Genomic DNA, 26,336 nt, shown 5'->3' on the forward strand with positions numbered 1-26,336 from the left:
CGTGTGAAAGGAGGCGGGATGCGAAGGAATGCGGGGGGTCGAGGGGCAGTTTAGGCAGCGCGGTCGTCCTCGCCTAGACGCGAAGCTTGAACTTATTGTTTGCGATAGTGAACAATGGATCCATGAAGACCCAAAATATCGAGTCGCTCTGGACCCACCTGCACTGGCTCACGGTGCTGGCGCAGCAGGGCAGCTTCACGGCGGCGGCGCTGCGGCTCAACGTGAGCAAGGCGGCCATGAGCCAGCGCATCGCCGAGCTCGAGCGCGCGGCCGGCGCCTCGCTGGTGCAGCGCACCACGCGCAGCGTGCGGCTCACCGAGGCCGGCCAGCGGCTGGTGGAGGACATGCGCGGGCCCTTCGAGCAGATCGCCCACAGCTTCGAGGGCGTGCGCGACCTGGCCGGCGTGCCGCGCGGGCTGGTGCGCGTCACGGCGCCGGTGGCCCTGGCGCGCCAGCAACTGGTGCCGCGGCTCGCGGCCTTCCTGCGCGCGCAGCCCGAGGTGCGCATCGAGCTCGACATGTCCGATCGCCTGAGCTCGCTCGCGATGGAGGGCTTCGACCTCGCGATCCGGCACACGGCCGCGCCGCCCGACACCCACGTCGCCTGGACCCTGTGCGACACCCGCTCGGTGCTGGTCGCGAGCCGCGCCTACCTGCGCCGCCGCGGCACGCCGCGCGAGCCGCAGGCGCTGGCCGAGCACGACTGCCTGCACTACCCGCGCGCGCAGGAAACGCCGACCTGGCATTTCGAGGCGCGCGCCGCGGCCTCGAAGGCGGCGGTGCAGCGCATCACGGTGCCGGTGTCGGGGCCGCTGGTGGCCAACAACAGCGAGGCGCTGCGCGACGCGGCCGTGAGCGGCCTGGGCATCGCGCTGGTGCCCGACTTCAGCGCGCAGTCGGCGCTGCAGTCGGGCAAGCTGCAGGAGGTGCTGCCGCAATGGCGCTCGGTCGGTGCCTTCGGCGAGAAGCTCTATGCGATCCGTCCCTATGCCACCCATGTGCCGCGCGCGGTGGCCGTGTTCGTGGCCTGGCTGCGCGAGACGCTGGCCGAGGGCTTCGACGCGTGAGCGAAGCACCGACAATGCAACGCCACGGCGCGAGCGCGCCGCACCCTCCCATCCTTTCATGACACGTTTTCTCCATACGGCCGACTGGCAGATCGGCCGCCAGTTCGCGAGCTTCGACCCCGAGCACGCGCCGATCCTGGCCGAGGCGCGCATCGCCGTGGTCGAACGCCTCGCCGCGCTCGCGCTCGAGCACCGGGTGGACGCGGTGCTGGTCGCGGGCGACGTGTTCGATGCCCAGACCGTGTCCGAGCGCACGCTGCGCCGGCTGTTCAATGCACTCGCTGCCTATTCCGGCCCCTGGCTGCTGATCCCCGGCAACCACGACGCCGCGCTGGCCGAGAGCGTGTGGACGCGCGCGCAGCGCCTGGGCGCGGTGCCGTCCCACGTGCACCTGTTGCTCGCGCCCGAGCTGTGCCTGTTCGAGGCCCAGGGCTTCGCGGTGCTGCCCGCGCCGCTCGCGCAGCGTCACACCTACAACGACCTCACGGCCTGGTTCGACGAGGCCGACACGCCCGCGGGCCTGCTGCGCATCGGCCTCGCGCACGGCAGCGTGCAGGGCCTGCTGTCGGAGGACATCGATTCGGCCAACCCGATCGCGCCCGAGCGCGCGGCGAGCGCGCGGCTCGACTACCTCGCGCTCGGCGACTGGCACGGCTGCAAGCGCATCGACGCGCGCACCTGGTACGCGGGCACGCCCGAGCCCGACCGCTTCAAGGACAACGGCTCGGGCCAGGCGCTGCTGGTCGAGATCGACGCGCCCGGTGCCGAGCCGCGCGTCACGCAGTTGCAGGTCGGCCGCTTCCGCTGGCAGGCCATCGCCGGCGTGCTGCAGGTCGCGAGCGATGCCGACGCGCTCGAAGCGCAGCTCGAGGGGCTCGATGCGCACGACGTGGTCGACCTGCGGGTGCAGGGCCGCATCGACCTCGCGGGACTGCAGCGGCTGCAGGCCGCGATCGGCCGCGCGGAGGCGCGCGCGCGCCATCTGCAGGCCGACCTGTCGGCGCTGCGGCTCGAGCCCACCGATGAGGACATCGCCGGCCTGCGCGCCGACGGCTACCTCGGCGAGGTGATGCAGGAGCTGCGCGAGGCCCAGGCCGGCGCGGACCCGGCGCAGGCGCGCATCGCGCAGGACGCGCTGGCGCTGCTCGCGGCCGAACTCGCGCGCGGCGCGGCGGAGGGGGCCCGGCCATGAAGCTGCAGATCACCCGCTTGCGCGTCGAGCAGCTGCGGCGCTTTCGCGCGCCGTTCGAACTCGATGGCTTCGAGCCCGGGCTCAACATCGTCGCGGCCGCCAACGAGGCCGGCAAGAGCACGCTGGTGCGCGCCATCCGCGCGGCCTTCTTCGAACGCCACCGTTCCACCCAGGTCGAGGACCTGCGCCCCTGGGGCGAGGGCACGGGCGCCGCGCCGCAGGTCGAGCTCGACTTCCTGCTCGACGGCCAGCCGCACCGGCTCATGAAGAGCTTCCTCGCGAAGAAACGCTGCGTGCTCGATGCCGGCGCGCGCAGCCTCGAGGGCACCGAGGCCGAGGACCACCTGGCGCAGCTGTTCGGTTTCTCGTTCGCGGCCAAGGGCGCGAGCCGGCCCGAGAACTGGGGCATTCCGGGTCTGCTGTGGGTGGAGCAGGGGCGCGGCCAGGAGCTCGACGTGAGCCATGCGCGCGACCACCTGCACGATGCGCTGCGCGACCCGGCCGGCGATGCCGCGGCGCCGCTGGCCGCGAGCGGCGGCGATGCGCTGCTCGACAGCCTGCGCGCGCAGCGCGACGAACTGCTGACCTCGACCGGCAAGCCGCGCGCCGCCTATGCCGAGGTCATCGAGCAGGCCGCCGCGCTGCAGGCGCAGCGGGCCGCGCTCGATGCGCAGATCACCACCTACCGCGAGCAGGTCGACCAGCTCGCGCTGATGCGCCAGCAGCACCAGGCCGACGAGACGGCCCGGCCCTGGGACGCGCTGCGCGAGGAACTGCAGGCCGCGCAGACCCGCAACGAGGCGCTGCAGGCCGGCCAGGCGCAATTGCTTGGCGACCGCGCGCGGCTGCGGCAGCTGCAGGAGACGCGCGACCTGCTCGCCAAGGCGCTCGAAGGCCTGGCGCAGCAGCAGGCGACCGCGCAGGCGCGCGAGCGGGCCGCCGAGGAGGCCGAGCGCCAACTGCGCGAGAGCGACGAGGCCGTGGCCCAGGCGCGCACGCAGGCCGATGCGGCGCAACGGCGCGTCGATGCCGCGCGCGAGGCCTGGCGCGCGGCGAGCCAGGAAGCGCAGCGGCGCGGCCTGCAGCAGCAACTGCAGCAGGCGCAGGCCGAGGTCGCGCGCCATGCCGAGAACCTCGCGCGTGCCGAGGAGGCGCAGGAGCGGCTCGCGGCCCTGCGCGCCACGGCCGCCTCCACACCGGCGATCCAGCCGGCCGAACTCGATCGGCTGCTCAAGCTCGAGCGCGCCGAGCGCGATGCCGACCTGCGCCGCCAGGCCGTCGCCACGCGATTGCAGTTCGTGCTGCCCGAAGGCCAGGCGCTGCGCCTGCAGGCGCGCGGCGAAAGCCACGAGCTGCGCGCCGAGGGCGAACGGCTCGTCGACGCGCCCGCCACGCTGCACCTGCCCGGTGGCGGGCAACTGATCATCACGCCCGGCGGCAACGACCTCGCGGGCCTGGCGCGCCAGCATGCCGATGCGCGCGAGGCGCTGCAGGCCGCGCTGCGTTCGCTCGGCGTCGACGAGGTCGCGCAGGCCCAGGCGCGGCAGCGCGCCGCGGCCGATCTCGAGGCCCAGACCCGGCTCGCGCAGCAGGCGCTGGCGATCGTCGCGCCGCGCGGCATCGACACGCTGCGCGGCGAGCACGCCCAGGCGCAGGCCCGCCATGCGGGCGCGCAGGCCGCGCTCGAACGGCTGCCCGCAACGCCCGCGGGCGAGTTGCCCTCGATGGAAGAGGCAGAGGCCGCGCAGGACGCCGCCGTGGCGGCCGAGCAGGCGCTGCGCAAGACCCTGGGCGAGGCGCAGCGCCGCCAGTCGGCCGCGCAGGGCGCGAGCGAGGCGGCACGGCGCGAACTGGCCGCGGCCCAGGCCACGCTGGCCGACCCGGGCCGCCAGCAGCGCCAGGCGCAGGCGAACCAGCAACTGCTGGCCGCGAGCGCCGAGGCCGATGCCCTGGCCGCGCGCATCGATCTCACCGAGACCGAATTGCAGGCCGCGCGACCCGACATCGTGCTGCAGGACATCGAGCGGTTGCGGCGCAGCATCGAGCAACTGATGCGCGGCCACCAGCAGCGGCGCGAACAGCTGCTGGTGCTCGAGAGCGCCTTGCAGCAGTCCGGTGTCCAGGGCCTCGAGGAACAGCGCGAGGCGCTGGCCGGCCAGCTCGCGCAGGCGCAGCGCCGGCAGGCCGACCTGCAGCGCCGCGCCGAGGCGCTGTCGCTGCTGTGCCGCAAGCTGGAGCAGAAGCGGCAGGCCACGCTGACCCGGCTGCAGGCACCGCTGCAGGCGCGCATGCAGCACTACCTGCCGTTGCTGATGCCCGGCGCCACGGTGGAGATGGATGCGGGACTCGCGCCCGTCATGCTCACGCGCGCGCGCCTGGGCGGCGCGGTGGAGAGCGGTCAGTTGCAGGAGTTGAGCTTCGGCGCGCGCGAGCAGCTGCGGCTCATCAGCCGCTTCGCCTATGCCGACCTGTTGCAGGAGGCGGGTCGTCCGACCCTGCTGATCCTCGACGACGCGCTGGTGCACAGCGATGCGCCGCGCCTGGCGCAGATGAAGCGCGTGCTGTTCGATGCGGCGCAGCGGCACCAGGTGCTGCTGTTCACCTGTCACCCCGAAGATTGGCGCGACATGGGCGTGGCGCTACGGCCACTCGCCTGAAGAGCTTCGCGAGCGGGCCTTACTTGGCCAACCCGACCGGCATGCTCGCCAGCGAAATCTCTTCGGGTTGCGTCTGCATCGACACGGCCGACACGGGCGCCTGCGCCACGGCCGCCCGCTCGCGCTGCACCGCGAGATAGAGGCAGGCCATCGTGACGACGACGACCAGCAGCGACACGAGCACGGTCCATGTGGCGAGCGATGCCTCCTTGTGGCCGCCGCCATCCGCCATCCAGTTCTTTTGCGCCACAGCCATTTTGGGAACCTCCAGGAATATGGCCGCAATGATCGCGAGGGGCGCCGGGGTAGGCACGTCGGACGGCGCCGATGGCGCATGTAACTGAATGCCTCCTGCGGCTGGCGGCGGCCTGCTCAGTCGGCCGCGACCAGCTTGAGCCCGATCACGCCCGCGAGGATCAGCGCGATGCACAGCAGCCGCAGCGGCGCCGCCGAATCGCCGAGCGCGAGCACACCGACGATCGCGGTGCCCGCGGCGCCGATGCCGGTCCAGACCGCGTAGCCGGTACCCATCGGCAGGGTGCGCATCGAGAACGACAGCAGCACCACGCTCGACAGCCCCGTGGCGACCGTGAACAGGGCCGGCACCAGCCGCGTGAAGCCCTCGGAGGACTTCATCGCGAAGGCGAAGGCGATTTCCAGCAGCCCGGCGATGCCGAGCAGGGTCCAGGCCACGCTCAGGCCTTGGCGGCGGCCGCGGCTGCCGCCGGCGTGGCGCGGAAGGTCACGCCGAGGCGGTTGAAGGCATTCATCAGGCCGATGGCATAGGTCAGGTCGACCAGTTCCTTCTCGCTGAATTCGGCGCTGGCGGCCTGGTAGTCGGCATCGGGCACGCCGGTGTCGGCCACGCGCGTCACCGATTCCGACCAGGCCAGCGCGGCGCGTTCGCGCGCGCTGAACACGGCGCCGGCCTCGTGCCACACCGGCACCAGCACCAGCTTGTCGACGGGCAGGCCGCCCTTGAGCAGGTCGCGCGAATGCATGTCGATGCAGTAGGCGCAGCCGTTGATCTGCGAGACGCGCAGGTAGACGAGATCGACCAGTTCCTTGGGCAGGCCGCTCTTCTGGAGCGCGGCGTACACCCCGCCGAAGGCCTTGTAGCCTTCGGGCGAAACCTTGGCGTAGTCGATGCGATGGGTCATGACGGATCCTCTGGAAGCAATGTGCGTTGAATGAAGAACCGTATGGTGCCGCGGCTTGGTCTACTTCAGAAGAGCCATGATTGGCCTTGCGTTCTAGGCCATGATCCGGCCGCGGCGCTTCACATCAGCGGCAGGATCCGCCGTGCGAGCCGCTCGGCCGTGGCGGTGGAGTCGACGTTCGTGAAGGCCACCATCAGCGCGGGTGCGATGTCCCGGTCGACGGCCCAGTCGCTCAGCGCCTCCGCGAACAGGCCTTCCTCGCGCATGCGCGCGACCAGCCGGCGGTCGGAGCGCCGGCCCTGCAGCCGCAGGATCAGGTGCATGCCGCCCGGCTGCTCGTCGATGCGCACCTTGGCGCCGAGCACGCGCTCGAGGCCTGCGCGGGTCGCGTCGCGGCGTTCGGCATAGAGCTTGCGCATGCGCTGGATGTGGCGCGCGAAATGCCCTTCGGCGATGAAGTCGGCGACGATGGCCTGCGTGAGCTGCGGGCTGCCGCCCGCGAACATCGCCTGGGTCCGTTCGAAGCGCTCGACCTGCGCCTCGGGCACGACGAGGTAGGCCAGCCGCAGGCTCGGGAACAGCACCTTGCTGAAGGTGCCGGCATAGATCACGCGGCCGTCGCGGTCCAGGCTCTTGAGCGCGGGCAGCGGGCGGCCGGCATAGCGGTACTCGCCGTCGTAGTCGTCCTCGACGATCCACGATCGGTTACGCCGGGCCCAGTCGAGCAGCGCGAGCCGGCGCGGCAGCGACAGCGACACGCACAGCGGGCTCTGGTGCGCGGGCGTGACCACCGCGGCACGCGCCTTCGGGGCCAGCCGCAGGCCCTCGGCCACCACCAGGCCCTCGGCGTCCACCGGCACGGCCACGCCCGCGAGCCGCATCGCCGCCAGCAGTTCGCGCGTGGGCGGATAGCCGGGGTTCTCGAACCACACGCGGTCGGCGGGCTTGAGCAGCGCCTGCGCGACCAGCTCGAGCGTGTGGCGGTAGCCCGAGGTGAGAAAGACCTGCGAGGGCGCGCAGTCGATGCCGCGCGATACGTGCAGATAGGCAGCGATCCCGGCGCGCAGCGCGGGCAGGCCCGGCACGGCCGGATGCGTCATGTCGATCGGCTGCATCGCGCGCGCGGCGCGTGCGCCCAGCCGTGCCCAGATCTTGCGCGGGAACACGTCGAGCGCGGGCAGGCCCATCTGGAACGGCAGGATCGAATCGGGCCGGAAGCTCGGCGTGTAGGGGCGGGCCGCGGGCGCCGGCTGCTCGCGCGCGACCGGCATGCGCGGCCGCAGGCTCGGCGACACCACCGTGCCCGCCTGCCCGCGCGCCTGGATGTAGCCCTCGGCCGCGAGCAGGCCGTAGGCGGCATCGATGGTACCGCGCGCCAGGCCCAGCTCCTGAGTGAGCGCGCGCGCCGAGGGGATGCGGTCGCCGGGGTTCAGCGTGCCGCTCGCGATCGCGTTGCGGAAGCGCCCGTAGATCTGCCGGTAGTAGGGCTCCGGCGACTTCGGATCCAGCGGCGAGAGATGGGCGAGGGTCCCTGCGGCCATGGCGTGCGTGAGGAGAGAGGAGGGTGCGCAGGATCGTAGCACCGGGCCATCGATCATGGCCTATTCCAAATATCGATTCATGGCTCTTCGGGTCAGACCATGCGATTCCTAGAATCGCCGCCATCACATCATGGGGAGCGAACGATGAACATCCTGCACCTGGACTGCAGCCCGCGCGGACAAGACTCCGAGAGCCGCCGGCTCTCGCACAGGATCGTCGAACACCTTCGCGGGCAGGCGCCCGCGGCGCTGCTCGTGCGGCGCGCGATCGGCGATGGCGGCCTCGCGCACATCGACGCCAACTACGCCTCGGGGCAGCACTCGGCCACGGCCGAGGTCGCGCCGCGGGGCGCGGTCGCGACTTCCGATGCCCTGATCGAGGAACTCGAGAAGGCCGACGTCGTGGTCATCGGCACGCCGATGCACAACCTGAGCCTGCCCTCGGTGCTCAAGGCCTGGATCGACCACGTGGTGCGCGCCCGCCGCACCTTCCGCATGACGCCCGAGGGCAAGGTCGGCATGCTGCGCGACCGGCCCGTGTTCATCGCGATCGCCTCGGGCGGCCGCTTCTCGGGCGAGCGCGCGCGGCAGCCCGATTTCCTCACGCCCTATCTGCGCGCGATCCTCGGCAGCATCGGGCTGACCGAACTGCACTTCTTCTCGGTGCAGGGCACGGGACTGGGCGAAGCGGCCGTGGCCGAGGCGAGGTCCGCGGCGGACCTCGCGCTCGCGGCGCACTTCGCGAACTAGTTCAGTCTCAGGCGAACATCGCGCGCGAGATGCCCGCGCGCCGCAGCATGGCCTCGAACACCAGCCGGTTCACCGGGCCGCGCCCCGCGACGCGCGTGGCCGGCACGGTCTCGAGGATCTCGGCGGGGATCGCGCGGTTCGACCCGCGCCCGGCATCGGACGCGAGCTGGATCTCGCAGGCGCGCTGCAGGGTCCACAGGCGGTTGAAGGCGGTCGGGATGTCGGGCCCCGCGGTCAGCAGCCCGTGGTTGCGCAGGATCAGGTGGTTGGCCTTGCCGAGCGAGCGCACCAGCCGCGGCTGCTCGTCGAGGTTCGTGGTCACGCCCTCGTAGTCATGGTAGGCCACGTCGCCGTACATCATCGCGCTGTAGAAGTTGTCGTGCCGCAGGCCCTCTTCCTTCGAGGCGACGGCGCAGCCCGCGGTGGTGTGCACGTGCATGATGCAGTGCGCATCGGGCCGCGCGGCATGCACCGCGCTGTGGATCACGAAGCCCGCCTTGTTGACCGTGTAGGCGCTCTCGCTTTGCGAGTTGCCGCCGATGTCGGTGCAGATCAGGTTCAGTGGCGTGACCTCGGCGTAGTGCAGGCCGAAGGGGTTGATCAGGTAGCGCGCTTCCGATCCCTCGCCGGCTTCGTCCACGCGCAGCGTGATGTGGTTGAAGATCAGCTCGGTCCAGCCGAGGTGGTCGAACAGCCGGTAGCAGCAGGCCAGGTCGAGCCGGGCGGTCCATTCGGCGGCCGGCATGCCGGCCGGCGCGGGGGGAGCGGGTGGGGCCGAGGCCGCATCCATCGTCATTCGTGTGTCTCCTGGGTTCTTCGTTCAAATCGTGAGGGGTGTGCTGGTCAGTCGACGGTGGCGCCGGTGGACTTGATGACGCGGCCCCAGCGGTCCACTTCCTTGTCGATCCAGCGCGAGAAATCCTCGGGCGAGCCGGCCACCACGTCGAATTCCAGCTCCCGGAGTTTCGCGCTGATCTCGGGCGAGCGCACGATCTTCACGATCTCGGCATTGAGCCGGTCGATCACGGGCCGCGGCGTGCCGCCGGGCGCGAGGAAGCCGACCCACGACGTGGCGACGAAATCGGGATAGCCCGACTCGACCATCGTCGGCACCTCGGGCACGTTCGCGAAGCGCTTCTCGCCCGTGGTCGCGATCACGCGCAGCCGGCCGTCCTTGACGAACTGCTGCACGTTGCCCGGCACCAGGAAGGCGCTCTGCACGTTGCCGGCCACCAGGTCGACCAGCGCCGGTCCCGCGCCCTTGTACGGCACGTGCGTGATGTCGACCTGCGCGGCGGACTTCAGCATCTCCATCGTCAGGTGCGAGGCGCTGCCCACCGCCACCGAGGCATACGACAGCCCGCCCTTGCGCGCCTTGGCCAGCGCGACGAACTCGGCCGGCGTCTTCGCGGGCAGGTCGGCATTGACCACGAGGTACTGCGGCGAGGTCACGGCCAGCGTGATCGGCGCCAGGTCCTTGCGCGGATCGAAGGGCATCTTGCGGAACAGCGTGGCGTTGATCGCGATCGGCCCGTTGTAGCCCACCAGCAGCGTGTGGCCGTCGGGCGGCGACTTGGCGACGTAGTCGGCGCCGATGTTGCCGCCCGCGCCGGGCCGGTTCTCGACGATCACCGGCTGGCCCAGCGTCTCCTGCAGCTTCGGCTGCACCAGCCGCGCCACCGTGTCGTTGGTGCTGCCGGTGATCGGCACGATGATGCGCACCGGCTTGGTGGGCGCCCAGGGCGCGGCGGTGCTGGCGCTGGCCAGCACGGCGAGGCCGAGCAGGCTCGCGAATCTCTTCAGGCGGATCATGGCGTCTCCTTGGCGGGCTACTTCTGGGGCGCGGGAATGGAGGCGATCACGCCCGCCCATTTGTCCGACTCGGCGTGGATGAAGCTCTTGAACCCGGCCGGCCCGAGGTAGCGCGGTTCGGCCGCGAGCCCGACGATCTGCGACTGCACCTCGGGCTTGGTGACCACGGCCTGGATCGCGCCCGCGAGCTTCTCGATCGCCTCGGGCGGCGCCTTGGCGGGCGCGAACAGGCCCATCCACGCGGTGGCCGAGTAGCCGGGCACGCCGCCCTCGGCGATGGTCGGAATCTCGGGCGCCACCGCGCTGCGCGTGGCGCTGGTCACGCCGAGCGCCACCAGCGCGCCGCTCTTGATGTGCGGATAGGCCGAGGTCAGGTCGACCACCGCCACCGGCAACTGGCCGCCGAGCAGGTCGGTCACCGCGGGGCCGCTGCCGCGGTAGGGCACGGCGACCAGCTTGAGCTTCGCCATGCTGGCCAGCAGTTCGCCCGCGAGGTGTTGCGCGGTGTACTGGCCGGTGGTGCCGTAGCTGGTGCCCTCGGGCGTGGCGCGTGCCTTCTCGATGAAGCCGCGCAGGTCGCGCAGCCCGGTCTTCGCGCCGGCCACCAGCACCAGCGGGATGTCGGCCACCTTCGCGACCGGCGCGAGCTGCTCCTGCGGCTTGAGCGGCGCGGCGTCGGGCAGGTTCGGATTGACCACGATCGCGCCGGTGGCGCCCATGCCGATGGTGTAGCCGTCGGGCGCGGACTTCGCCACGCCGATCAGGCCGGTGGCGCCGCCGCCGCCGGGCTTGTTGTCGACCACCACGGGCTGGCCCAGCGCGGTGGAGAGTTCGCGCCCGACGATGCGCGCGATGCCGTCGGCCGAGGCGCCGGGCGCGAAGGGAACGACCAGCGTCACCGGTTTGGAGGGAAAGGGTTGGGCCGTGGCAGCGAAGGCGCAAAGCGCGAGGGCGGCGCTCGCGAGCGCACGCGCGTTGAAGCGCGTCGAAAGGATCTTCATGGGGCTTGTCTCCGGTTTGTGGGGGCGTCGACGGACGGCCGGGCTTCGACGGCCCGGTCCTGCCCGCCGCGTGTCGATGTCAGTCGGGCGCGAGGTCCTTGATGTCCTCGCAATGGATCAGCTCTTCGTCGCCCGCGGCGAAGTCGCCGCGCGGCGCGCTCAGGATGCGCAGCTGCACCCAGATGCCGTCGCCCATGTTCTCGACGATCTCGCCGATGGCGCCGCTGCGAAGTTCGAGCCTGCGGCCCGCCTCGAGGTGCATGATGTTCAGCATGAGCGGACCTCAGAAGAACATGGTGAGGTTCTTGGCCAGCAGCACGTTCTGGCCGAGCCGGATCTCGCGCCGCGCGAGCTGCCACCGGCCGTCCACGCGCCGCAGCACGTCGCTGCGCTTGCCGGCGAAGTAGTACTCCTCGTGCTCGCAGCGGTTCTGGTAGATCAGGAAGCCGCTGAGCACCGACACCTCCTGCTGGCCGGCCGCGTTCTCTTCGATCGCGGTGAGCTGCACGTTGGTGACGAGGCGGCACAGCCGCGACAGCGGTTCCTCGGCCCAGTGCACGCCGGTGAGGATCTGCTCGGCGCGCTTGGTCAGGGTCCACTTGCCCTCGTTGAACCAGCTCATGTCCTTCTCGTAGCGGGTCTTCTCGCGCGTCTCGTGCTGGCCGAACTTGACGTTGAACATCATCGGCATGAAGTACACGAGGTCCTCGGCCAGCGTGTCCAGCCATTCGCGGAATCGCCGCTGGTCGAGCATCTCGGCCTCGTCGTAGAGGAACTCCTCGATCTCGCGCTTGAGTTCGTAGTAGCGCGCGTCGCGCGGCGGCCTCGGCGGCGGGCTGGCGACGGCGGTCGGTTCGGTGAGGGTCTCGGTCATCGATGCGTCCTTCGTGGGAGGTTCGGTCAGGAATTCGGTGCGGGCGGGATCGGTCCGCCCTGGTTCGCGAAGCAGCCGACGTCGACCACCGTGCCCGAGACGGTGGCGGCGTCGTCGGACAGCAGGAAGGCCACGGCGTTGGCCAGGTCGCGCCCGGTGGCCGGGCGGCCCGCCGCCGTGCCCGCGACCTTGCGGCCCGCGAACAGCGCGGCGTCGCCGCCCACGCGGCCCACGCTCATGCCCGAGACGATGCCGCCGCCGCCGGGAATCGCGAGGTTCACGCGGATGTGCTGATGGAAATGGTCGTAGGCCATCGCGGTGGTGAGCGCGAGCACCGCGCCCTTGCTGGCCGCGTAGGCCGCCATGTTGGGCTTGCCGTGGCCGGCGCCCGAGCCGATGTTGACGATCGAGCCGCCGCCCTGCGCGGCCATCGTGGGGATGACGGCGCGCGAGGCGAGGTACACGCCCTTCACGTTGACGGCTAGGATGCGGTCGAACATCTCTTCGCTCGTGTCGAGCACCGTGCCGAGCGGGCCGATGGCGGCGTTGTTGACCAGGCCGTCGATGCGGCCGAAGCGCGACAGCGCGCGTTCGACCACGCGTTCGACATCGGCGGCGCTGGACACATCGGCCTCGAGCACCTCGATGCGCTCGGCCAGGCCCGCGGCCTCGGCCGCGGCGCGCACGCCCTCGAGGCCCTGCGCGGTGCTCGAGACCTGCGGCTGCGCGAGCCCGAAGGCCAGCACGCGGTGGCCGCGCCGGGCCAGTTCGAGCGCGATGGCTTCGCCGAGGCCGAAGGTGCCGCCGGTGACGAGGGTGACGGGGTGGTGCGCCATGCCTGTTGATTCCGCGGCCGTCATCCGGCGAAGCTCGCCGCGCCGGTGTCGTGGCGGCCCAGCAGGGTGTCCCAGTCGGCGCCGTCCATGTAGTCGCGCCAGCGGCGATAGAACTGGCGCGGGTTCTCCTCGCTGACCTGCAGGCTCACGTTGCCGGGCACCGGACCCTCGGTCGTGACCTTGCCCATCGACTGCTGGTAGTTGTAGGGATAGCGCTTGGCGATCGTGCCGCGGCTGCCCGCGGTGGCGTAGTTCCAGTTCTCCATGTCGTCCTGCTCGGTCATGCCGGCCGGGCCCGAATAGCGCATGTAGTAGGTGCGCAGGAAGTCCTTCACCTCCTGCGGCGCGTCGGCATCGACCAGGAAGAAGCGCCAGGCCTCGGTCGACTCCGGCCCGTTGGGATGCCACACGCAGAGGTTGCGCGGCTGCTTGCCGTGGAACGAGGTGTTCGGATAGATGGTGCCGACGAAGGGCACCAGCCGGTTCTTCTCGGCGCCGAGCCGGCGCTTGCGCTCCTCGTGGCAATGGCGGAAGTACTCGGCGATCACCGGGTTGTTCTTGTAGGTGTCGACGAAGGGCGTGTCTTCCGGCAGCAGCGCGCTGTGCACGCCGTGGCCGGCGGGGAAGTTCACCCACAGGTGCTGCGCGTACTCGAGCTCGTTGTCGCGCCGACCCTTCACGCCGACCTCGGCGCTCGGGCCGATGCCGATCAGGTCGACCGAGCGGTGGCTCACGTTGTGATAGGTGTCGCCGAGGAAGTTCTCGGCCGCGAATTTCCAGTTGCAGGGGATCACCCATTTCTGCACGCCCACCAGCACCTCGGAGCCGCCCTCGCGGCCGTCGCGGCAGTCGAGCGCGAGGTCGAGATGCGCGCGCGCGTCGCCCAGGTAGGTGAGGAAGTCGGGCGCGTCCTTGTCCCAGGTGGCCCACACCGTGCCCTTGTAGATCGCGAGCTGCGCGACCTCGATCAGCGACCAGTTCTCCTTCTCGAGGCAGCCGTCGTAGATGGCCTTGAACTGCGGCACGCCGAACAGCTTGCCCTCGGTGGTGTAGCTCCAGCTGTGATAGGGGCAGGTGAAGAGCTGCGTGTTGCCGTGGTCGTACTGGCACACCTTCATGCCGCGGTGGCGGCAGGAGTTGAGGAACACGTGCACCTTGTTCTTCTTGTCGCGCGTGAGGATCACCGACTCCGCGCCCATGCGCGAGGTGAAGTAGTCGCCGGGCTTGGGGATCTGGCTCTCGTGGCCCACGAAGAGCCAGGCGCGCGTGAACACCTTCTCGAGCTCTTCCTCGTACACGTCCTTGCTCGAGAAGATCTCGCGGCTGATCGTGCCCTGCTTGAGGTCGACCATCCGGTGATAGACCATCGGTGTCGTCGTCGTCATTCGTTGCGTCCTTGTCGTCGTGTGCGTCGGGTGGGGAATCGGAGAGCGGCGCTTCAGTTGAAGCGTTCGCAGAGCATGTCGGCGCGGGCCAGGCCGGCCGAGGCCGCGGCGCTGCGGCCGGCCTCGACCATCGGCGGCGGGCCGCACAGGTAGATGCGAGTGGCGGGATCGAGCGCGAGCGTGCCGATCAGGTCGGTGGCATAGCCGCCATGACAGGCGTCGCCGGGCTCGGCCTCGGCGGCCAGCCGTACCTCGAGCGCCGGCAGCCGTTGCTTGAGCTGTTCGATGCGCTCGAGCGCGAACAGGTGGGCGCCGGTGCGCACGCCGAGCAGCAGCGTGGTCGGCTGCATCGCCGCGCCTTCGCGCGAGGCGATCGCCTCGAGCATCGAGAGGAAGGGCGCGAGCCCGGTGCCGCCGGCCACGAACAGGCGCGGCCGCGGTTCCTGGCGCAGGAAGAAGCTGCCGCGCGGCTCGCTGAGTTCGAGCGTGGCGCCGACCGCGGCCGACTGCGCGAGCCAGCTCGAGAAGGCGCCGCCGTCGACCAGCCGCACGTAGAACACCAGCGTGCGGTCGCCCGATGCATTGGCCATCGAGTAAGAGCGCCAGGCCTCGCTGCCCGCGGCGCGCAGGCGCACGTACTGGCCGGGCTGGAAGCTCACGGGCGCATCGACGCGGACCTCGAACCGCATCGTCTCGAGCGCCACGCGCTCGAGCGCGCTGACCGTGCCCGAGATCGGCGGCGGCTCCTCGGCCGTGGCCTCGGAGAGGTCGTAGGGCAGCTCGATCACGCAGTCTTCCGCCGTGACGCGCGAGACGCAGCACAAGGTGGCGCCGTCCGCGCGGTCGGCATCGGGCAGCACGGCGCGGTCGTAGTCGCCGAGTTCGACGCTGCCGCAGACCAGTTGCGCGGTGCAGGTGCCGCACTGGCCGTTGCTGCAGTCGGTGAGCAGGTGGAGCCCGGCCTCGGCGGCCGCGGCCACGACGGTGTCGCCGGGACGCGCGTCGACGCGGCGCGTGCCGCCATCGGCGAAGAGCAGGGTGATCGCGACGCTGGCGCTCATCGGTGGCTCCTTCGGTGCGCCGGTCAGTCGACCTTGAGGTTGGCGTTCTTCGCGAGCGCGGTCCAGCGCGCGATGTCGGCGGCGATCTGTTTGCCGAAGGCCGCGCTGTCCACATGGCCCGGCTCCATGCCGAGGGCCTGCAGCTTCTTCACGGTGTCGGGCTCGGCCAGCACCTCCTTGAGCGCGGCGCGGATGCGGTCCGCCACCTCGGTGGGCGTGCCGGCGGGCGCCACCAGGCCGGTCCAGATCGGTACGTCGTAGCCGGGCGTGCCCGACTCGGCGATGGTCGGCACCTGCGGCAGCACGCTCGAGCGCTTGGCCGTCGTCACGGCCACGGCCTTGAGCCGGCCGGCCTGGATCTGCGGCAGCACCGCCGCGATGTCGAGGAAGCCGAGGTCGACCTCGTTGCCCAGCAGCGCGGTGATGACCGGCCCGGTGCCCTTGTAGTTGACGTGCGTGAACTTCGCGCCGCCCTCGCTCGTGTAGAGCTCGGCCGCGAGCTGGAACGAGGACGAGGCCACGCCGTGGTTGAGGCCGCCGGCCGGCGCCTTGGCCGCGAGCGCCTTGAGCTCGGCCATGGTCTTCGCGCTCGACGCGGCGTTGGTCGTCACCACCAGCGGGAACGAGCCCAGCAGCGCCACCGGCTGGAAGTCCTTGACCGGGTCGTAGGGCAGCTTGCCGTAGACCGCCGGGTTCACCGTCATCGCGCCCGACGAGGCCACGAACAGCGTGTAACCGTCGGCCGGCGCCTTGGCCACCAGCTCGGCCGCAATGATCGAGTTGGCACCCGCGCGGTTGTCGACCACGAAGGACTGCTTGAGCCGCTCCGAGAGCTTGACCGAGATCAGCCGGGCCAGGATGTCGTTGGTGCCGCCTGGCGCGAAGCCGACCACCACGCGCACCGGCTTGTCGGGGTAGGCGGCCTGCGCGGGCGCGGTCAGCGCAGCGAGGCAGAGGGCCGCGGCTGCCAGCAACGAGCGGCCGCGGAGGCGGGAAGGGGTGGCGGGGTTCATCGTGTCTCCAATCGCTTTTTGATGACTGATTGTCCGTTGTATGGACTGTGAGCTCATTATACGGACAAGATTCGATCGCGCAATCGGGCCGCGCCGGCGCGTCCGTGCTGCGCGGGGAGGGGATCGGGCGGGAAGCGAAAATGCCGCGATGCAAAGCGACAACACAGGAGGGGCCATGGAGCCGAAGGAAAAGAATTCGGAGAACGTGCGCGCGGTCAACCGCGCCCTCGACATCCTTCTGGCGTTCACCAAGGACGACGCCGAGCTCACCGCCGGCGAGCTGCTGCAGCGCGTGGACCTGAGCCGGCCCACGCTCTACCGCATCCTCTACACGCTCGAGACCAAGGGCTTCATCGTCTCGGTCGGCGACCCGCAGCGCTTCCGGCTCGGACCCTCGGTGGCGCGGCTGTCGCATGTGTGGACCGAGACGCTGGACCTGTCGGCGCTGGCCGAATCGATCATGCGCGGGCTGTGGAGCGAGACCCGCGAGACGGTCGCGATGTTCGTGGCGCAGGGCGAGATGCGCCTGTGCCTGGCCGAGATGCCGAGCCCGCAGCCGCTGAACTTCAAGCGCGGCGTCGGCTACACCGAGCGCATCGCGCGCGGCGCCAGCGGCCGCGCGATCCTGGCCTTCATGCCCGGGGCCGACGAGGGCCTCGCGCACTACACCAAGGACCTGAAGATCGACCTCAAGAAGCTGCGCGCCGAACTCGAACGCACCCGCGAGCGCGGCTATGCCGTGAGCCGCGACGAACTGATCGAAGGCGCCGTGGCCGTGGCCGCGCCGTTCTACAACGGCCGCGGCGTCGCGGGATCGATCGGCATCTTCGGCCCGGCCGCGCGCATCGGCGAGGGGCATGTGGAGGCGCTGGGGCGGCAGGTGGTCGCGGCTTGTGCGCGGCTGTCGCAGGCGTTGGGGGTGAAGGGGGAGGGGGAGGCTCCTTAACGTTAGCCTCTTTTTGTGTCCTGTTTGATGGACATTTAGGAGTTTTCTCCTCAAAATGTGGCGCATGCAGGACAAAATCCGGCTACCCATCGAGCTCGGTCACGCCATTCAACGCGCGCGCAAGGAAGGCCGCCTGAAGGCGACCGACATCGCCGCGCGCTCCGGCCGCGCGCGCAACGTCCTCTATCGGCTGGAGCGCGGGGAGGACATCACCGTCGCGTCGCTGCTGGACATCCTGCGCGCCATGGATCTCACGATCCGCCTGGAGCGCTTGGGCATGCCCACGCTGGAGGAAGTCGCGCAGCGCTTCGGGCAGGACGAGGACGACGACGATGCTTCCTGAAAAGATCAGGCAGCTCGAGGTCGAGATCGCCGGCGCGCCGGCCGGCCAACTGCTCAAGCATTCGATCTACGAGTTCCGGTACCTGGACAGCCGCGCGGAGCAGCCCTCGGTCGCATTGCTCATGCCGCCGACCCGGCCGACCTACCAGGACGGCAACCTCTTCGCGGTGATGGATCAGAACCTGCCCGAGGGCGACCTGTACCTGCGGCTGCGCGCGATGTTTCCCAAGCAGGAGCTGACCCCGATGCACCTGCTCGCGGTGGTGGGGTCGAACGGCATCGGCCGACTGGGCTTCCGGCTGCCCGGGGCGCCGGCGCTCGCCGCGCCCCGGCTCATCGACCGCAAGACCCTGCTCGCCACCCGCTACACGCCCGAGGTGTTCGACGAACTGGTGCGGGCCTACCTGAGCACCGGCGCAGGCATCGGCGGCATGCAGCCGAAGATCATGGTGCCGGACCGGGTCAGCGTTCCGGTGCCCACCATCATCGTGAAGGCGGCCGCGCCGTCCTACCCCGGCCTGTCGGCCAACGAATTCCTGTGCCTGACGGCGGCCGGCCACGCGGGCATCGAGACACCCACCTTCGACCTCTCGGACGACGGACAGCTGCTGCTGGTCGACCGCTTCGACATCGCGGCCGACGGCTCCCGCATCGCCTTCGAGGACATCGCGGCGCTGATGGGCCTTCGCGTGCGCGACATCCAGTCCGATCGGAAGTACCACGGGAGCTACCAGCGCATCGCCGAGCTGATGCAATACCTCCAGCTGCCGAGCGAGAACCTCGAGCGCTTCTTCGAGCAGGTCGCGTTCAGCGTCATGGTGCGCAACGGCGACGGCCACCTCAAGAACTACGGCCTGCTCTACACCTCGGCCGCCGATGGCCGCCTCGCACCGATGTTCGATGTGGTGACGACCGCGCTCTACCGGTACACGCGCTACGAAGGCGGACCCGAACTCGAGGACCGCACGCTGGCGCTCAAGCTCTTCGCCGGCAAGGGCCACACCAAGGCCTATCCGACGACCGAGGAACTGCGAATGTTCGGCAGCAAGGTCTGCGGGGTCGCGAAGCCGGAACGCGTGCTCGCGCGAATTGCCGAGGGAATGGGCAAGACGCTGGACCTGGCGACCCGCGACCCGAGGATTCCGAAGGACCTGCTGGCGCAGATGCGAAGCATCTGGACCGATGGCATGGCCCATGCCAAGGCGCGGTAGCTCGCTGAGAACGATCAACCTCCAGGCACAGGGGAAGGTGGCCAATGCCTGCGCGCTCCACCCACATCGCTGCCATGAGGCCGTCACAAACATCCGTAGGATGTCCGGACTCATACAAAGAGGGAGTTCGCGATGGCAGGGAGACGATGCGCTCCTCCGGCTTGGCTCGGAGTGGCGATGCTGCTGACCGCCTGTGGCGGCGGTGGGGGTGGTGGTGGCGGGTTTCCGATGATCGCGCCGCCCGCGGCCGTGGCGCCGCCGGCCGCACCGCCGGAACCGGCGCCGGAGCCCGAGGCCGATCCGATGGCGATCACGCCCTATACCTACCAACTGGGCGCGCAGGACATCAGCGATCCGAAGGCCTTGCTGGCGGAGCTGCACAGCACCCGGATGAGCGGCTTCCTGGTCTACCTCTCCTTCGGCATCCATGACCTGGTCAAGGGCGAGCAGAGGGCGCTCTATCAGAAGAAGGGCAACGCGGCCGGCTACGAGCATCGGATCCGGCCCATGAACGAGGCCAGGACCCTGGCCAGCCTGCAGTCGCAGGGCGCCGAGGGCTATCGGATCACGGGCGACCAGTTGACCGAGACGGAGTTCAACGCGATCCTAAGCAAGGCCACCGACAGCACCACGACCTACGAGTTCCTCGATACCGGCATCGCACTCGGGCTGGACGGCATCCCGTCGAATCTTCTGACCACGTTCAACAAGCTGGGACAGCAGGGCTATTGCATGGTCGAGCCCAGCTACACCGAAGGCAAGGTGGTGCTGGCGCGGGAGGTGCCCACCACCTCGCGCTGCGTCTTCGAGCTGGTGCCCACGCGCCCGGAGGCCGGCCATCGCGAGAACGTGGAGCAGCTGAACGCGCAGGGCGCCAAGGGCGCGAAGTTCGCCATGGAGCTCTATTCGCCGAAGGATCCGAAGAATCTGTTCGTGCGGGACGAAACCCAGCGCAGCACCTTCAGCTACCGCATCGTGGACACCTCGTCCTTCGAGGCGCCGACCGCGATCGAGTCGGCCGTGAAGGCGGTCGCGCTGTTCAACCAGGAAGGCGAGACCGGCGCCAAGCCCTATCGGGTATTCAGCGATCCCGGGGGACGGCCATACACGGTCTTCATGACCGCCCGCGGCTGCAAGGGCCTGCTGTGCTGATCGCCTAGAGCGTCTCCGCCGGATCGAAATCCAGCTCCACCTTGGCCCCGTTCGGATCGTGGCAGAACAGCTGCCAGGTCCCCGCGCCCGCCTGCTGCCGCAGTTCGTACTTCACGCCCGCCGCGTCGAAGCGCGCCTTCACCGCGCGCAGGTCCTGCGCCGTGAAGGCCATGTGGTCGATCACGCCGGTGCGCTGCGCGGGCACGGGGCGGCCGAAGTACAGGTGCAGCACGGCCTGCGGCCCGCTGCCGTAGAGCCAGGCGCCCGGAAAGCCGAGGTCGGGCCGGTGGCCCACGCGCAGGCCGAGCAGGCCGGTGTAGAAGTCCAGCGTCTGGTGCTCGTCTTCCGCGGTGACGGTGAAGTGGTTCATGCCGACGATCACGGGCGTTCTCCTTGCATAGTGTTAACAGGCCCTAGGCCAGCAGAACCAATGCGCCGATGCTGGCGCGCGATTCGAGGCGTTCGTGGGCGCGCGCCGCGGCATCGAGCGCGAAGCGTTCGATCGGCGGCTTGCGGATGGCGCCGCTGGCCAGCGCATCCCACAGGCGCTGCGCGCGCTCGGCCAGTTGCGCGGGCGTGGCGACGTAGTCGAACACCACGGGGCGCGAGAAGCTCAGCGACTTGGCGATCAGCAGGTCGGGCGGCAACGCGGCCAGCGCGCCGCTGGCCTGGCCGAGGCTGATCCAGTGGCCGCGGCGCGCGAGCGCCGCATGATTCTCGGCACGCGCGGCCTCGCCGAGGCCGTCGACCAGCACGTCGACGCCGCCGCAGGCGCGCTGCACCGCATCGGCGAAGCGGTAGTCGCGCGTGACGATCACGTGCTCGCAGCCATGGTCGCGCGCAACGCGCGCCTTCTCCTCGCTCGAGACGGTGCCCACCACCACCGCGCCGAGGCTGCGTGCCCAGGAACAGAGCAGCAGGCCGACACCGCCGGCCGCGGCATGCACGAGGATGCGCGTGCCGCGCTGCACGCGGCCGAGGTCGCGCAGCAGGTAGTCGGCCGTGAGGCCCTTGAGCAGCAGCGCCGCGGCCTCGTCGTCCTCGACGGCCGCGGGCAGCCGCACCACCCAGTCCGCGGGCACCGATCGCACGCTTCGGTAGGCGCCGGGCACGGGCCCGAGGTAGGCCACGCGGTCGCCGGGAAAGAGCCCGCTGACGCCGGGGCCGACATCGATCACGCTGCCGGCCGCCTCCATGCCGGGCACGCCCGGCGCGCCCTCCGACACCGGCAGCATCGACGGCATCCAGCCGCGGCGCAGGTAGACGTCGAGGAAGTTCACGCCGATCGCGCGCTGGCGGATGCGCACCTCGCCCTCGGCGGGCGCCGGCGCTTCGTCGTCGCGCGGGCGCAGGACCTCGGGGCCGCCATAGGCTTCGAGGCCCACGCTGCGCCGCGGCAGCGCGAGCGCGGCCGATGCGGCGATGCCCGCGGAAGACGTGGGCGCCCCGCGCTCCAGGTAGCGCCGCAGGTTCTCGAACCCCGCCTCGTACACGCCGCGCGCCACCGTGTCGCGCAGTTCGCGCTCGCGGCCCGGCGGCGTGGCGAAGGTCGATTCCCAATGCCAGAAGGTGCGGTTGCCGTCGGTCACGGGCTTCAGGGTGACGGTGGCCACGTAGCGCTGCAGCGGCAGGGTGGCCTCGACGATGCAGTAGGTGCTTTTGTGTTCGCTGTCCGACAGGCTCAGCAGCTGCTCGCGGATGCGGTTGCCGTCGCGCAGCGTGAAGCTGCGCACGCAGCCCACCTGGTCGCCGCGCTCGTCGCCCTCGATGCGGCTGGCCTCCACCACCTCGTGCCAGTCGGCGTGGCTGTTGAAGTCGCGCAGCACCGCCCACACGCGCTCGATCGGCGCGTCGATGACGGTGGAGCGCACGACCCGCTGCAGCATCAGCGGCCTCCGAAGTGCCGCTTCAGCGCATCGAAGCCGCCCTGGAACACACCCTCGCCGATCGAGTCGGCCAGCTCGCGCTCGCGGTGCTCCTCGCAGTCGAACTCGGCGCTCCATTCGGCGAAGCAGCGCCCGCCATCGGTCACCGGCGTGAGCTTGAGCGTCGCCGTGTAGTGGCTCACGCCCATCGGGCTCTCGAGGATCTCGTAGCTGCAGCTGTAGTCGTAGTCCGAGAGCGCGAGCAGCCGTTCGCGGATCATGCCGCCGTCGCGCAAGTGGAAATGGCGGATGCAGCCCACGCGGTCGGCCGGCTGGTTGTTCTCGATCCGGCAGTCGGCGATCAGCGGATGCCACTGCGGCAGGCCGTTGAAGTCGCGCACGCGCGCCCACACGTTGTCGGCGCTCGCGTCGATCACGCTCGAGACGTAGACGTTCACCATGCCTTATTCCTTGGGCGTGCCGGCGCCCAGCGCGGCACGCGCGCCGCTGCTCTCGTTGACCAGCTTCTGGATGTCCCCGCCCTCGATGCCGATCTCGCGCAGCAGCTGGTCGACCAGCGGTGCCTGGGCACGGAAGCGCAGCGCCGAATTGACCAGTCCGTCGGCGAAGTTGCCGCCACCCTCGGCATTGCGCGCGCCGCCCGACGAACCGCCGAAGCCGTCGACCTGCAGAATCTTGATGCCCTCGATGCGCTCCATCGGCCGCACCGACTCGCGGATGATGCCCTCGGCCTTCTCCACCAGCCGCATGCGCAGGGCCGACATGCGCGCCTCGGGCGTGAGCATGTTGTGCGCCTCGTTCATCCAGCGCGCGGCCTCGGCCTCGATCTCGGCGCGTACGCGCGTGGCATCGGCGCGGATCTTCTCGGCGTCGGCATCGGCCTCGGCCTGGGCACGCAGCGCGGCGCCGCGGTGCGCGCTCGCGTCATGCTCGGCCTGGGCCGCGGAGGTCAGCCGCAGCGCCTCGCGCTCGGCGACCAGCGCGGCCGCGATCAGCTCGATGGTCTTCTTGCGCTCGGCGCTCTCGACCTCGCGTGCGGTGAACACCTTCTCCTCGGCCGTCACGGCCTGGGCGCGCGCGGCCTCGGCTTCGGCCTGGGCCTCGCTCTGCGCCTTGCTCTCGCGCGCCACGGCGATCGAGCGCTGCTGCTCGGCCAGCTCGAGCGAGGTGCGGCGCTCGAGCTCGGCGCTCTGGATCGCGCGCTCCTTGCCGATGCGCTCCTCCTCGATGGTCTGCTCGGAGCGGATGCGCGCGGCGTCGATGCTCTGGCGCGCCGCGATCTGCGCGCTCTCGGCATGCTGCTCGCGCTGCGCACGCTCGATCGCCACCTCGGCGCGCTGGCGCGAGCGCGCCATCTCGACCTCGCGCTGCTGCGTCAGCCGCGCATGCTCGCTCTCGCGGTCGATCTCGAGCGACAGCTTCTCGGCCTCGAGGTTCTTGTTGCGGATCGCGATCAGCGTGTCCTGCTCGACGTCGTTGCGCTGCTTCTTGCGGCGCTCGATCTGCTCGGTCAGCCGCGTCAGGCCCTCGGCGTCGAAGGCATTGCTCGGATTGAAGAACTCCATGCCGGTCTGGTCGAGCTGCGTGAGCGAGGCGGCCTCGAGCTCGAGGCCGTTGTTGGTCAGGTCCTCGGCCACCGCCTCGCGCACCCGCTTGACGTAGGCACCGCGCTTCTCGTGCAGCTCCTCCATCGTCATCTCGGCCGCGGCGGTGCGCAGCGCGTCGACGAACTTGCCCTCGACCAGTTCCTTGAGCTGCTCGGGCTCCATGGTGCGCAGGCCCAGCGTCTGCGCGGCCACCGCCACCGCCTCGGCCTTGGCGGCCACGCGCACGTAGAACTCGGCGATCACGTCCACGCGCATGCGGTCCTTGGTGATCAGCGCCTTGTCGCGCCCGCGGCTGACCTCCAGCCGCAGCGTGTTCATGTTGACCGGGATCACGTCATGCACGATCGGCAGCACGAAGGCGCCGCCGTCGAGCACCACCTTCTGGCCGCCGAGGCCGGTGCGCACGAAGGCGCGTTCCTTGGAACTGCGCAGGTAGAGCCAGTGCAGCAGCAGGACGACGATCGCGACCGCGATCGCCACCACCAGCAGCCCGAGGATGAAACTTCCGAATTGAGAACCTGACATGGATGTCGTCTCCTGGTTTATCGCGTGATCTGAACGAAGCGGCGCGTGGTCTCGGTCAGCGCCACCTCCGCGGGCAGGCGCTCCATCGAGCTGGCGCCATAGAAGCCGTCGCAGGCGGGGCAGCGCGCGAGCACGTACTGCGCATCCTCCGGCGTGGCGATCGGGCCGCCGTGAAAGAGCACGATCACCCCGGGGTTCACTTCCTGCGCGGCCGCGGCCCAGCGGTTGATCAGCGGCACGCAGTCGTCGAGCTTCAGCGACGTCTCGGCGCCGATCGCGCCGCCCGTGGTCAGGCCCAGGTGGCACACCACGATGTCGGCGCCCGCGCCGGCCATGGCGCGCGCATCGGCCTCGCTGAACACATAGGGCGTGGTCAGCAGGTCGAGGGCACGCGCTCGCGCCACGAGCTCGACCTCGAGGCCGTAGCCCATGCCGGTCTCCTCGAGGTTGGCGCGGAAGGTGCCGTCGATCAGGCCCACGGTCGGGAAGTTCTGGATGCCCGAGAAGCCGAGCGCGATCAGCCGGTGCAGGAACTCGTCAGGGATCATGAACGGGTCGGTGCCGTTCACGCCCGCGAGCACCGGTGTGTGCTTGACCACCGGCAGCACCTCGCGCGCCATCTCGCAGACGATCTCGTTGGCATTGCCGTAGGCCATCAGCCCCGCGAGCGAGCCGCGCCCGGCCATGCGGTAGCGGCCCGAGTTGTAGATCACGATCAGGTCGATGCCGCCGGCTTCCTCGCACTTGGCCGACAGGCCGGTGCCGGCGCCGCCGCCGATCAGCGGCCGGCCCGAGGCGATCTTGGCGCGGAAGCGCTCCAGCAGCGCGGTGCGTGAGATGCGGGTCATGGTGATGGGCTCCTCCTGGGTTGTTCTTGGCTCATGCCCGGCGCGCGCCGGGCGCGGCCCGCGAGACCTCGCGCCAGGCCTCGACCAGCGCATCGGCGAAGGCTTCGTCGTTGATGTGCAGCGGCAGCCGCTTGAGCTGGCGGTTCGGCCCCGGCCGGAAGCCGGCCTCGAGCGCCGCGAACAGCGCGCGGTCGGCCTCGGGGTCATGGAAGGGCTGGCCCGGCCGGTCGATCGCCGAGACGCCGCCTTCGGGAATGAGGAAGCGCACCGGCCCGCGCATCGCGTTGAGCTTGGCCGCGATGAACTCGCCGATGGCGCGGCACTCGTCGGCCGTGGTGCGCATCAAGGTCACCGTCGTGTTGTGGCGATAGAGATTGCGCGCCCGGAAGCGCTCGGGCACGGTGTCCCAGGCGCCGAAGTTCACCATGTCGAGCGCGCCGCAGGAGCCCACGTAGGGCAGGGCGTGGCGTGCGAACACGTCGAGCCGGTCGGGCCCGGCCGACAGCACGCCGCCCGCGATCTCGTCGGCCACCTCGGTGGTCGACACGTCGATCGCGCCCGCGAGCAGGCCCGAGTCCGCGAGCTTCTCCATCGACTGGCCGCCCACGCCGGTGGCATGGAACACCAGGCAGTCCCAGTCGTCCTCGAGCCGCCGCGTCACGGCCTGCACGCAGGGCGTGGTCACGCCGAACATCGTGAGGCCGATGGCGGGTCGGGTCACGGCCGACACGGAAGCCGGATGCGCCACCATGCCGGCCAGCGCATTGGCCGCGTTCGACAGCACGCTCTCGCTGATGCGGTTGATGCCCTGCACGTCGGTGACCGAATACATCATGCAGATGTCGCTCGGGCCCACGTAGGGCCGTGTGTCGCCGCTGGCCATGGTCGAGACCATGAGCTTGGGCACGCCGATCGGCAGCGCGCGCATGCCCTGCGTCGCCATCGAGGTGCCGCCCGAGCCGCCGGCCGAGATCAGGCCGCCGAGGTCGCGCCGCGTGCGCAGGAAGGCCTCGAAGGCCAGGCCCATGGCGGCAGTGGCGCTGCCGCGGTCGCCGCTGAACACCGCCGACTCGCCCTTGGGATGGTGGCGCGCCACCTCGCGCGGATGCACGCTCGCGGTCGAGGGCTTGCCCGAGGTCGAGAGGTCGACCGTGACCACGCGCAGGCCCAGCCGCTCGATGCACTGGCGCAGGAAGAACAGTTCGCGGCTCTTGGTGTCGAAGGTGCCGGCCACGTAGGCCGCGCGCACGCTGCTAGCGGCCACCGGGAAGTCGAACACCTGGCCCGATGCAGCCGTGGGCTGCGCCGGTTCGGGCGCGGGCTCGGGCGGTGCGATCAGGCGCGGGATGTCGGCCGCGGGCGCGGCCGTGCCGCCGGCATTCCAGCGCGTGAAGCCGCGCACGCTGGCCGGCGCGAGATCGTCGAGCGAGGGCGCCCCGTCGCCATGGGCGCGGCGCACGGTGTAGACGC

General features: G+C 70.6%; 27 protein-coding genes. 8 read left to right on the forward strand and 19 right to left on the reverse strand.

Annotated features, from left to right (window positions below; translation table 11 throughout):
* The first annotated feature begins 122 nt into the window (after positions 1 to 122).
* From AC07PU_RS02285 to AC07PU_RS02295, 3 genes are read left to right on the forward strand one after another with little or no spacing between them, the layout of a single operon-like run.
* Positions 123 to 1,067 carry a LysR family transcriptional regulator gene (locus AC07PU_RS02285; protein ID WP_057592669.1) on the forward strand — a complete coding sequence of 315 codons (945 nt, stop codon included), beginning with the start codon at positions 123 to 125 and terminating at the stop codon, positions 1,065 to 1,067.
* A gap of 58 nt (positions 1,068 to 1,125) precedes the next feature.
* Positions 1,126 to 2,259, forward strand: a complete 1,134-nt coding sequence (locus tag AC07PU_RS02290; RefSeq protein ID WP_495314891.1) for a metallophosphoesterase family protein — start codon at positions 1,126 to 1,128, stop codon at positions 2,257 to 2,259.
* Positions 2,256 to 4,916, forward strand: a complete 2,661-nt coding sequence (locus tag AC07PU_RS02295; RefSeq protein ID WP_495314893.1) for an AAA family ATPase — start codon at positions 2,256 to 2,258, stop codon at positions 4,914 to 4,916. The genes AC07PU_RS02290 and AC07PU_RS02295 overlap by 4 nt, the downstream gene beginning before the upstream one ends.
* Positions 4,917 to 4,935: 19 nt before the next feature.
* Here the strand turns inward: AC07PU_RS02295 and AC07PU_RS02300 are convergent, their stop codons facing one another.
* From AC07PU_RS02300 to pdxR, 4 genes are all read right to left on the reverse strand, one after another.
* Positions 4,936 to 5,172, reverse strand: a complete 237-nt coding sequence (locus AC07PU_RS02300; protein WP_495314895.1) for a hypothetical protein — start codon at positions 5,170 to 5,172, stop codon at positions 4,936 to 4,938.
* Between the two features lie 116 nt (positions 5,173 to 5,288).
* The gene (locus AC07PU_RS02305) at positions 5,289 to 5,609 is read right to left on the reverse strand and encodes a DMT family transporter (protein ID WP_093352546.1); all 321 of its coding nucleotides are present in this window, start codon (positions 5,607 to 5,609) and stop codon (positions 5,289 to 5,291) included.
* Between the two features lie 2 nt (positions 5,610 to 5,611).
* Positions 5,612 to 6,076 (reverse strand): carboxymuconolactone decarboxylase family protein, encoded by a 465-nt coding sequence (locus tag AC07PU_RS02310; protein WP_296785654.1) that lies wholly within the window; start codon positions 6,074 to 6,076, stop codon positions 5,612 to 5,614.
* Positions 6,077 to 6,195: 119 nt separating this feature from the next.
* On the reverse strand, positions 6,196 to 7,617 hold the full coding sequence (gene pdxR, locus AC07PU_RS02315) for a MocR-like pyridoxine biosynthesis transcription factor PdxR (RefSeq protein ID WP_495314898.1): 1,422 nt from the start codon (positions 7,615 to 7,617) through the stop codon (positions 6,196 to 6,198).
* Positions 7,618 to 7,761: 144 nt separating this feature from the next.
* Between pdxR and AC07PU_RS02320 the strand changes: the two genes are divergently transcribed.
* Positions 7,762 to 8,367 carry an FMN-dependent NADH-azoreductase gene (locus AC07PU_RS02320; RefSeq protein ID WP_495314900.1) on the forward strand — a complete coding sequence of 202 codons (606 nt, stop codon included), beginning with the start codon at positions 7,762 to 7,764 and terminating at the stop codon, positions 8,365 to 8,367.
* Between the two features lie 7 nt (positions 8,368 to 8,374).
* Here the strand turns inward: AC07PU_RS02320 and AC07PU_RS02325 are convergent, their stop codons facing one another.
* The 9 genes from AC07PU_RS02325 to AC07PU_RS02365 form a co-directional block, all read right to left on the reverse strand.
* Positions 8,375 to 9,163 (reverse strand): class II aldolase/adducin family protein, encoded by a 789-nt coding sequence (locus tag AC07PU_RS02325; protein WP_495314902.1) that lies wholly within the window; start codon positions 9,161 to 9,163, stop codon positions 8,375 to 8,377.
* Between the two features lie 47 nt (positions 9,164 to 9,210).
* Complete coding sequence (locus tag AC07PU_RS02330) at positions 9,211 to 10,179, reverse strand: Bug family tripartite tricarboxylate transporter substrate binding protein (RefSeq protein ID WP_495314904.1); 969 nt, start codon at positions 10,177 to 10,179, stop codon at positions 9,211 to 9,213.
* Between the two features lie 17 nt (positions 10,180 to 10,196).
* Positions 10,197 to 11,180 carry a Bug family tripartite tricarboxylate transporter substrate binding protein gene (locus AC07PU_RS02335; protein ID WP_495314906.1) on the reverse strand — a complete coding sequence of 328 codons (984 nt, stop codon included), beginning with the start codon at positions 11,178 to 11,180 and terminating at the stop codon, positions 10,197 to 10,199.
* A gap of 79 nt (positions 11,181 to 11,259) precedes the next feature.
* Entirely contained in the window at positions 11,260 to 11,454 is a 195-nt protein-coding gene (locus AC07PU_RS02340) for a hypothetical protein (RefSeq protein ID WP_093352531.1), read from the reverse strand.
* 9 nt (positions 11,455 to 11,463) lie between these two features.
* Positions 11,464 to 12,054: a 3-phenylpropionate/cinnamic acid dioxygenase subunit beta gene (locus AC07PU_RS02345; RefSeq protein WP_203207008.1), complete on the reverse strand. Its 591-nt coding sequence runs from the start codon at positions 12,052 to 12,054 to the stop codon at positions 11,464 to 11,466.
* A gap of 26 nt (positions 12,055 to 12,080) precedes the next feature.
* Positions 12,081 to 12,890, reverse strand: a complete 810-nt coding sequence (locus tag AC07PU_RS02350) for an SDR family NAD(P)-dependent oxidoreductase (protein ID WP_495314909.1) — start codon at positions 12,888 to 12,890, stop codon at positions 12,081 to 12,083.
* A gap of 20 nt (positions 12,891 to 12,910) precedes the next feature.
* A complete protein-coding gene (locus AC07PU_RS02355; RefSeq protein WP_203207009.1) occupies positions 12,911 to 14,275 on the reverse strand; it encodes an aromatic ring-hydroxylating oxygenase subunit alpha in 1,365 nt (454 codons plus the stop codon).
* 53 nt (positions 14,276 to 14,328) lie between these two features.
* Entirely contained in the window at positions 14,329 to 15,336 is a 1,008-nt protein-coding gene (locus tag AC07PU_RS02360; RefSeq protein ID WP_495314912.1) for a 2Fe-2S iron-sulfur cluster-binding protein, read from the reverse strand.
* A 23-nt stretch (positions 15,337 to 15,359) separates the two neighbouring features.
* Positions 15,360 to 16,349 carry a tripartite tricarboxylate transporter substrate binding protein gene (locus AC07PU_RS02365; RefSeq protein WP_495314914.1) on the reverse strand — a complete coding sequence of 330 codons (990 nt, stop codon included), beginning with the start codon at positions 16,347 to 16,349 and terminating at the stop codon, positions 15,360 to 15,362.
* Positions 16,350 to 16,524: 175 nt separating this feature from the next.
* Here AC07PU_RS02365 and AC07PU_RS02370 point away from each other — a divergent pair, with 175 nt between their 5' ends.
* The 4 genes from AC07PU_RS02370 to AC07PU_RS02385 all read left to right on the forward strand — a co-directional run bounded on the left by AC07PU_RS02370 (position 16,525) and on the right by AC07PU_RS02385 (position 20,000).
* Positions 16,525 to 17,295: an IclR family transcriptional regulator gene (locus tag AC07PU_RS02370; protein WP_495314916.1), complete on the forward strand. Its 771-nt coding sequence runs from the start codon at positions 16,525 to 16,527 to the stop codon at positions 17,293 to 17,295.
* A gap of 64 nt (positions 17,296 to 17,359) precedes the next feature.
* Complete coding sequence (locus tag AC07PU_RS02375; protein WP_495314918.1) at positions 17,360 to 17,638, forward strand: helix-turn-helix domain-containing protein; 279 nt, start codon at positions 17,360 to 17,362, stop codon at positions 17,636 to 17,638.
* Positions 17,628 to 18,848: a type II toxin-antitoxin system HipA family toxin gene (locus AC07PU_RS02380; protein ID WP_495314920.1), complete on the forward strand. Its 1,221-nt coding sequence runs from the start codon at positions 17,628 to 17,630 to the stop codon at positions 18,846 to 18,848. The genes AC07PU_RS02375 and AC07PU_RS02380 overlap by 11 nt, the downstream gene beginning before the upstream one ends.
* Positions 18,849 to 19,025: 177 nt before the next feature.
* On the forward strand, positions 19,026 to 20,000 hold the full coding sequence (locus AC07PU_RS02385; RefSeq protein WP_495314922.1) for a hypothetical protein: 975 nt from the start codon (positions 19,026 to 19,028) through the stop codon (positions 19,998 to 20,000).
* Positions 20,001 to 20,004: 4 nt separating this feature from the next.
* Here AC07PU_RS02385 and AC07PU_RS02390 read toward each other — a convergent pair whose 3' ends face one another.
* From AC07PU_RS02390 to AC07PU_RS02415, 6 genes are read right to left on the reverse strand one after another with little or no spacing between them, the layout of a single operon-like run.
* Entirely contained in the window at positions 20,005 to 20,382 is a 378-nt protein-coding gene (locus tag AC07PU_RS02390; RefSeq protein ID WP_431514265.1) for a VOC family protein, read from the reverse strand.
* A 31-nt stretch (positions 20,383 to 20,413) separates the two neighbouring features.
* Positions 20,414 to 21,886 carry an SRPBCC family protein gene (locus AC07PU_RS02395; protein ID WP_495314925.1) on the reverse strand — a complete coding sequence of 491 codons (1,473 nt, stop codon included), beginning with the start codon at positions 21,884 to 21,886 and terminating at the stop codon, positions 20,414 to 20,416.
* Complete coding sequence (locus AC07PU_RS02400) at positions 21,886 to 22,326, reverse strand: SRPBCC family protein (protein ID WP_203207015.1); 441 nt, start codon at positions 22,324 to 22,326, stop codon at positions 21,886 to 21,888. Before AC07PU_RS02400 ends, AC07PU_RS02395 begins: the two co-directional genes overlap by 1 nt.
* Before the next feature lie 3 nt (positions 22,327 to 22,329).
* Complete coding sequence (locus tag AC07PU_RS02405; RefSeq protein WP_495314928.1) at positions 22,330 to 24,018, reverse strand: flotillin family protein; 1,689 nt, start codon at positions 24,016 to 24,018, stop codon at positions 22,330 to 22,332.
* A 17-nt stretch (positions 24,019 to 24,035) separates the two neighbouring features.
* A complete protein-coding gene (locus tag AC07PU_RS02410) occupies positions 24,036 to 24,866 on the reverse strand; it encodes a phosphoenolpyruvate hydrolase family protein (RefSeq protein WP_208512419.1) in 831 nt (276 codons plus the stop codon).
* A gap of 31 nt (positions 24,867 to 24,897) precedes the next feature.
* Positions 24,898 to 26,115: a Tm-1-like ATP-binding domain-containing protein gene (locus tag AC07PU_RS02415; RefSeq protein WP_493206048.1), complete on the reverse strand. Its 1,218-nt coding sequence runs from the start codon at positions 26,113 to 26,115 to the stop codon at positions 24,898 to 24,900.
* Between the last annotated feature and the right edge of the window lie 221 nt (positions 26,116 to 26,336).

It is taken from the genome of Variovorax sp. GW821-FHT10D07 (assembly GCF_059415325.1).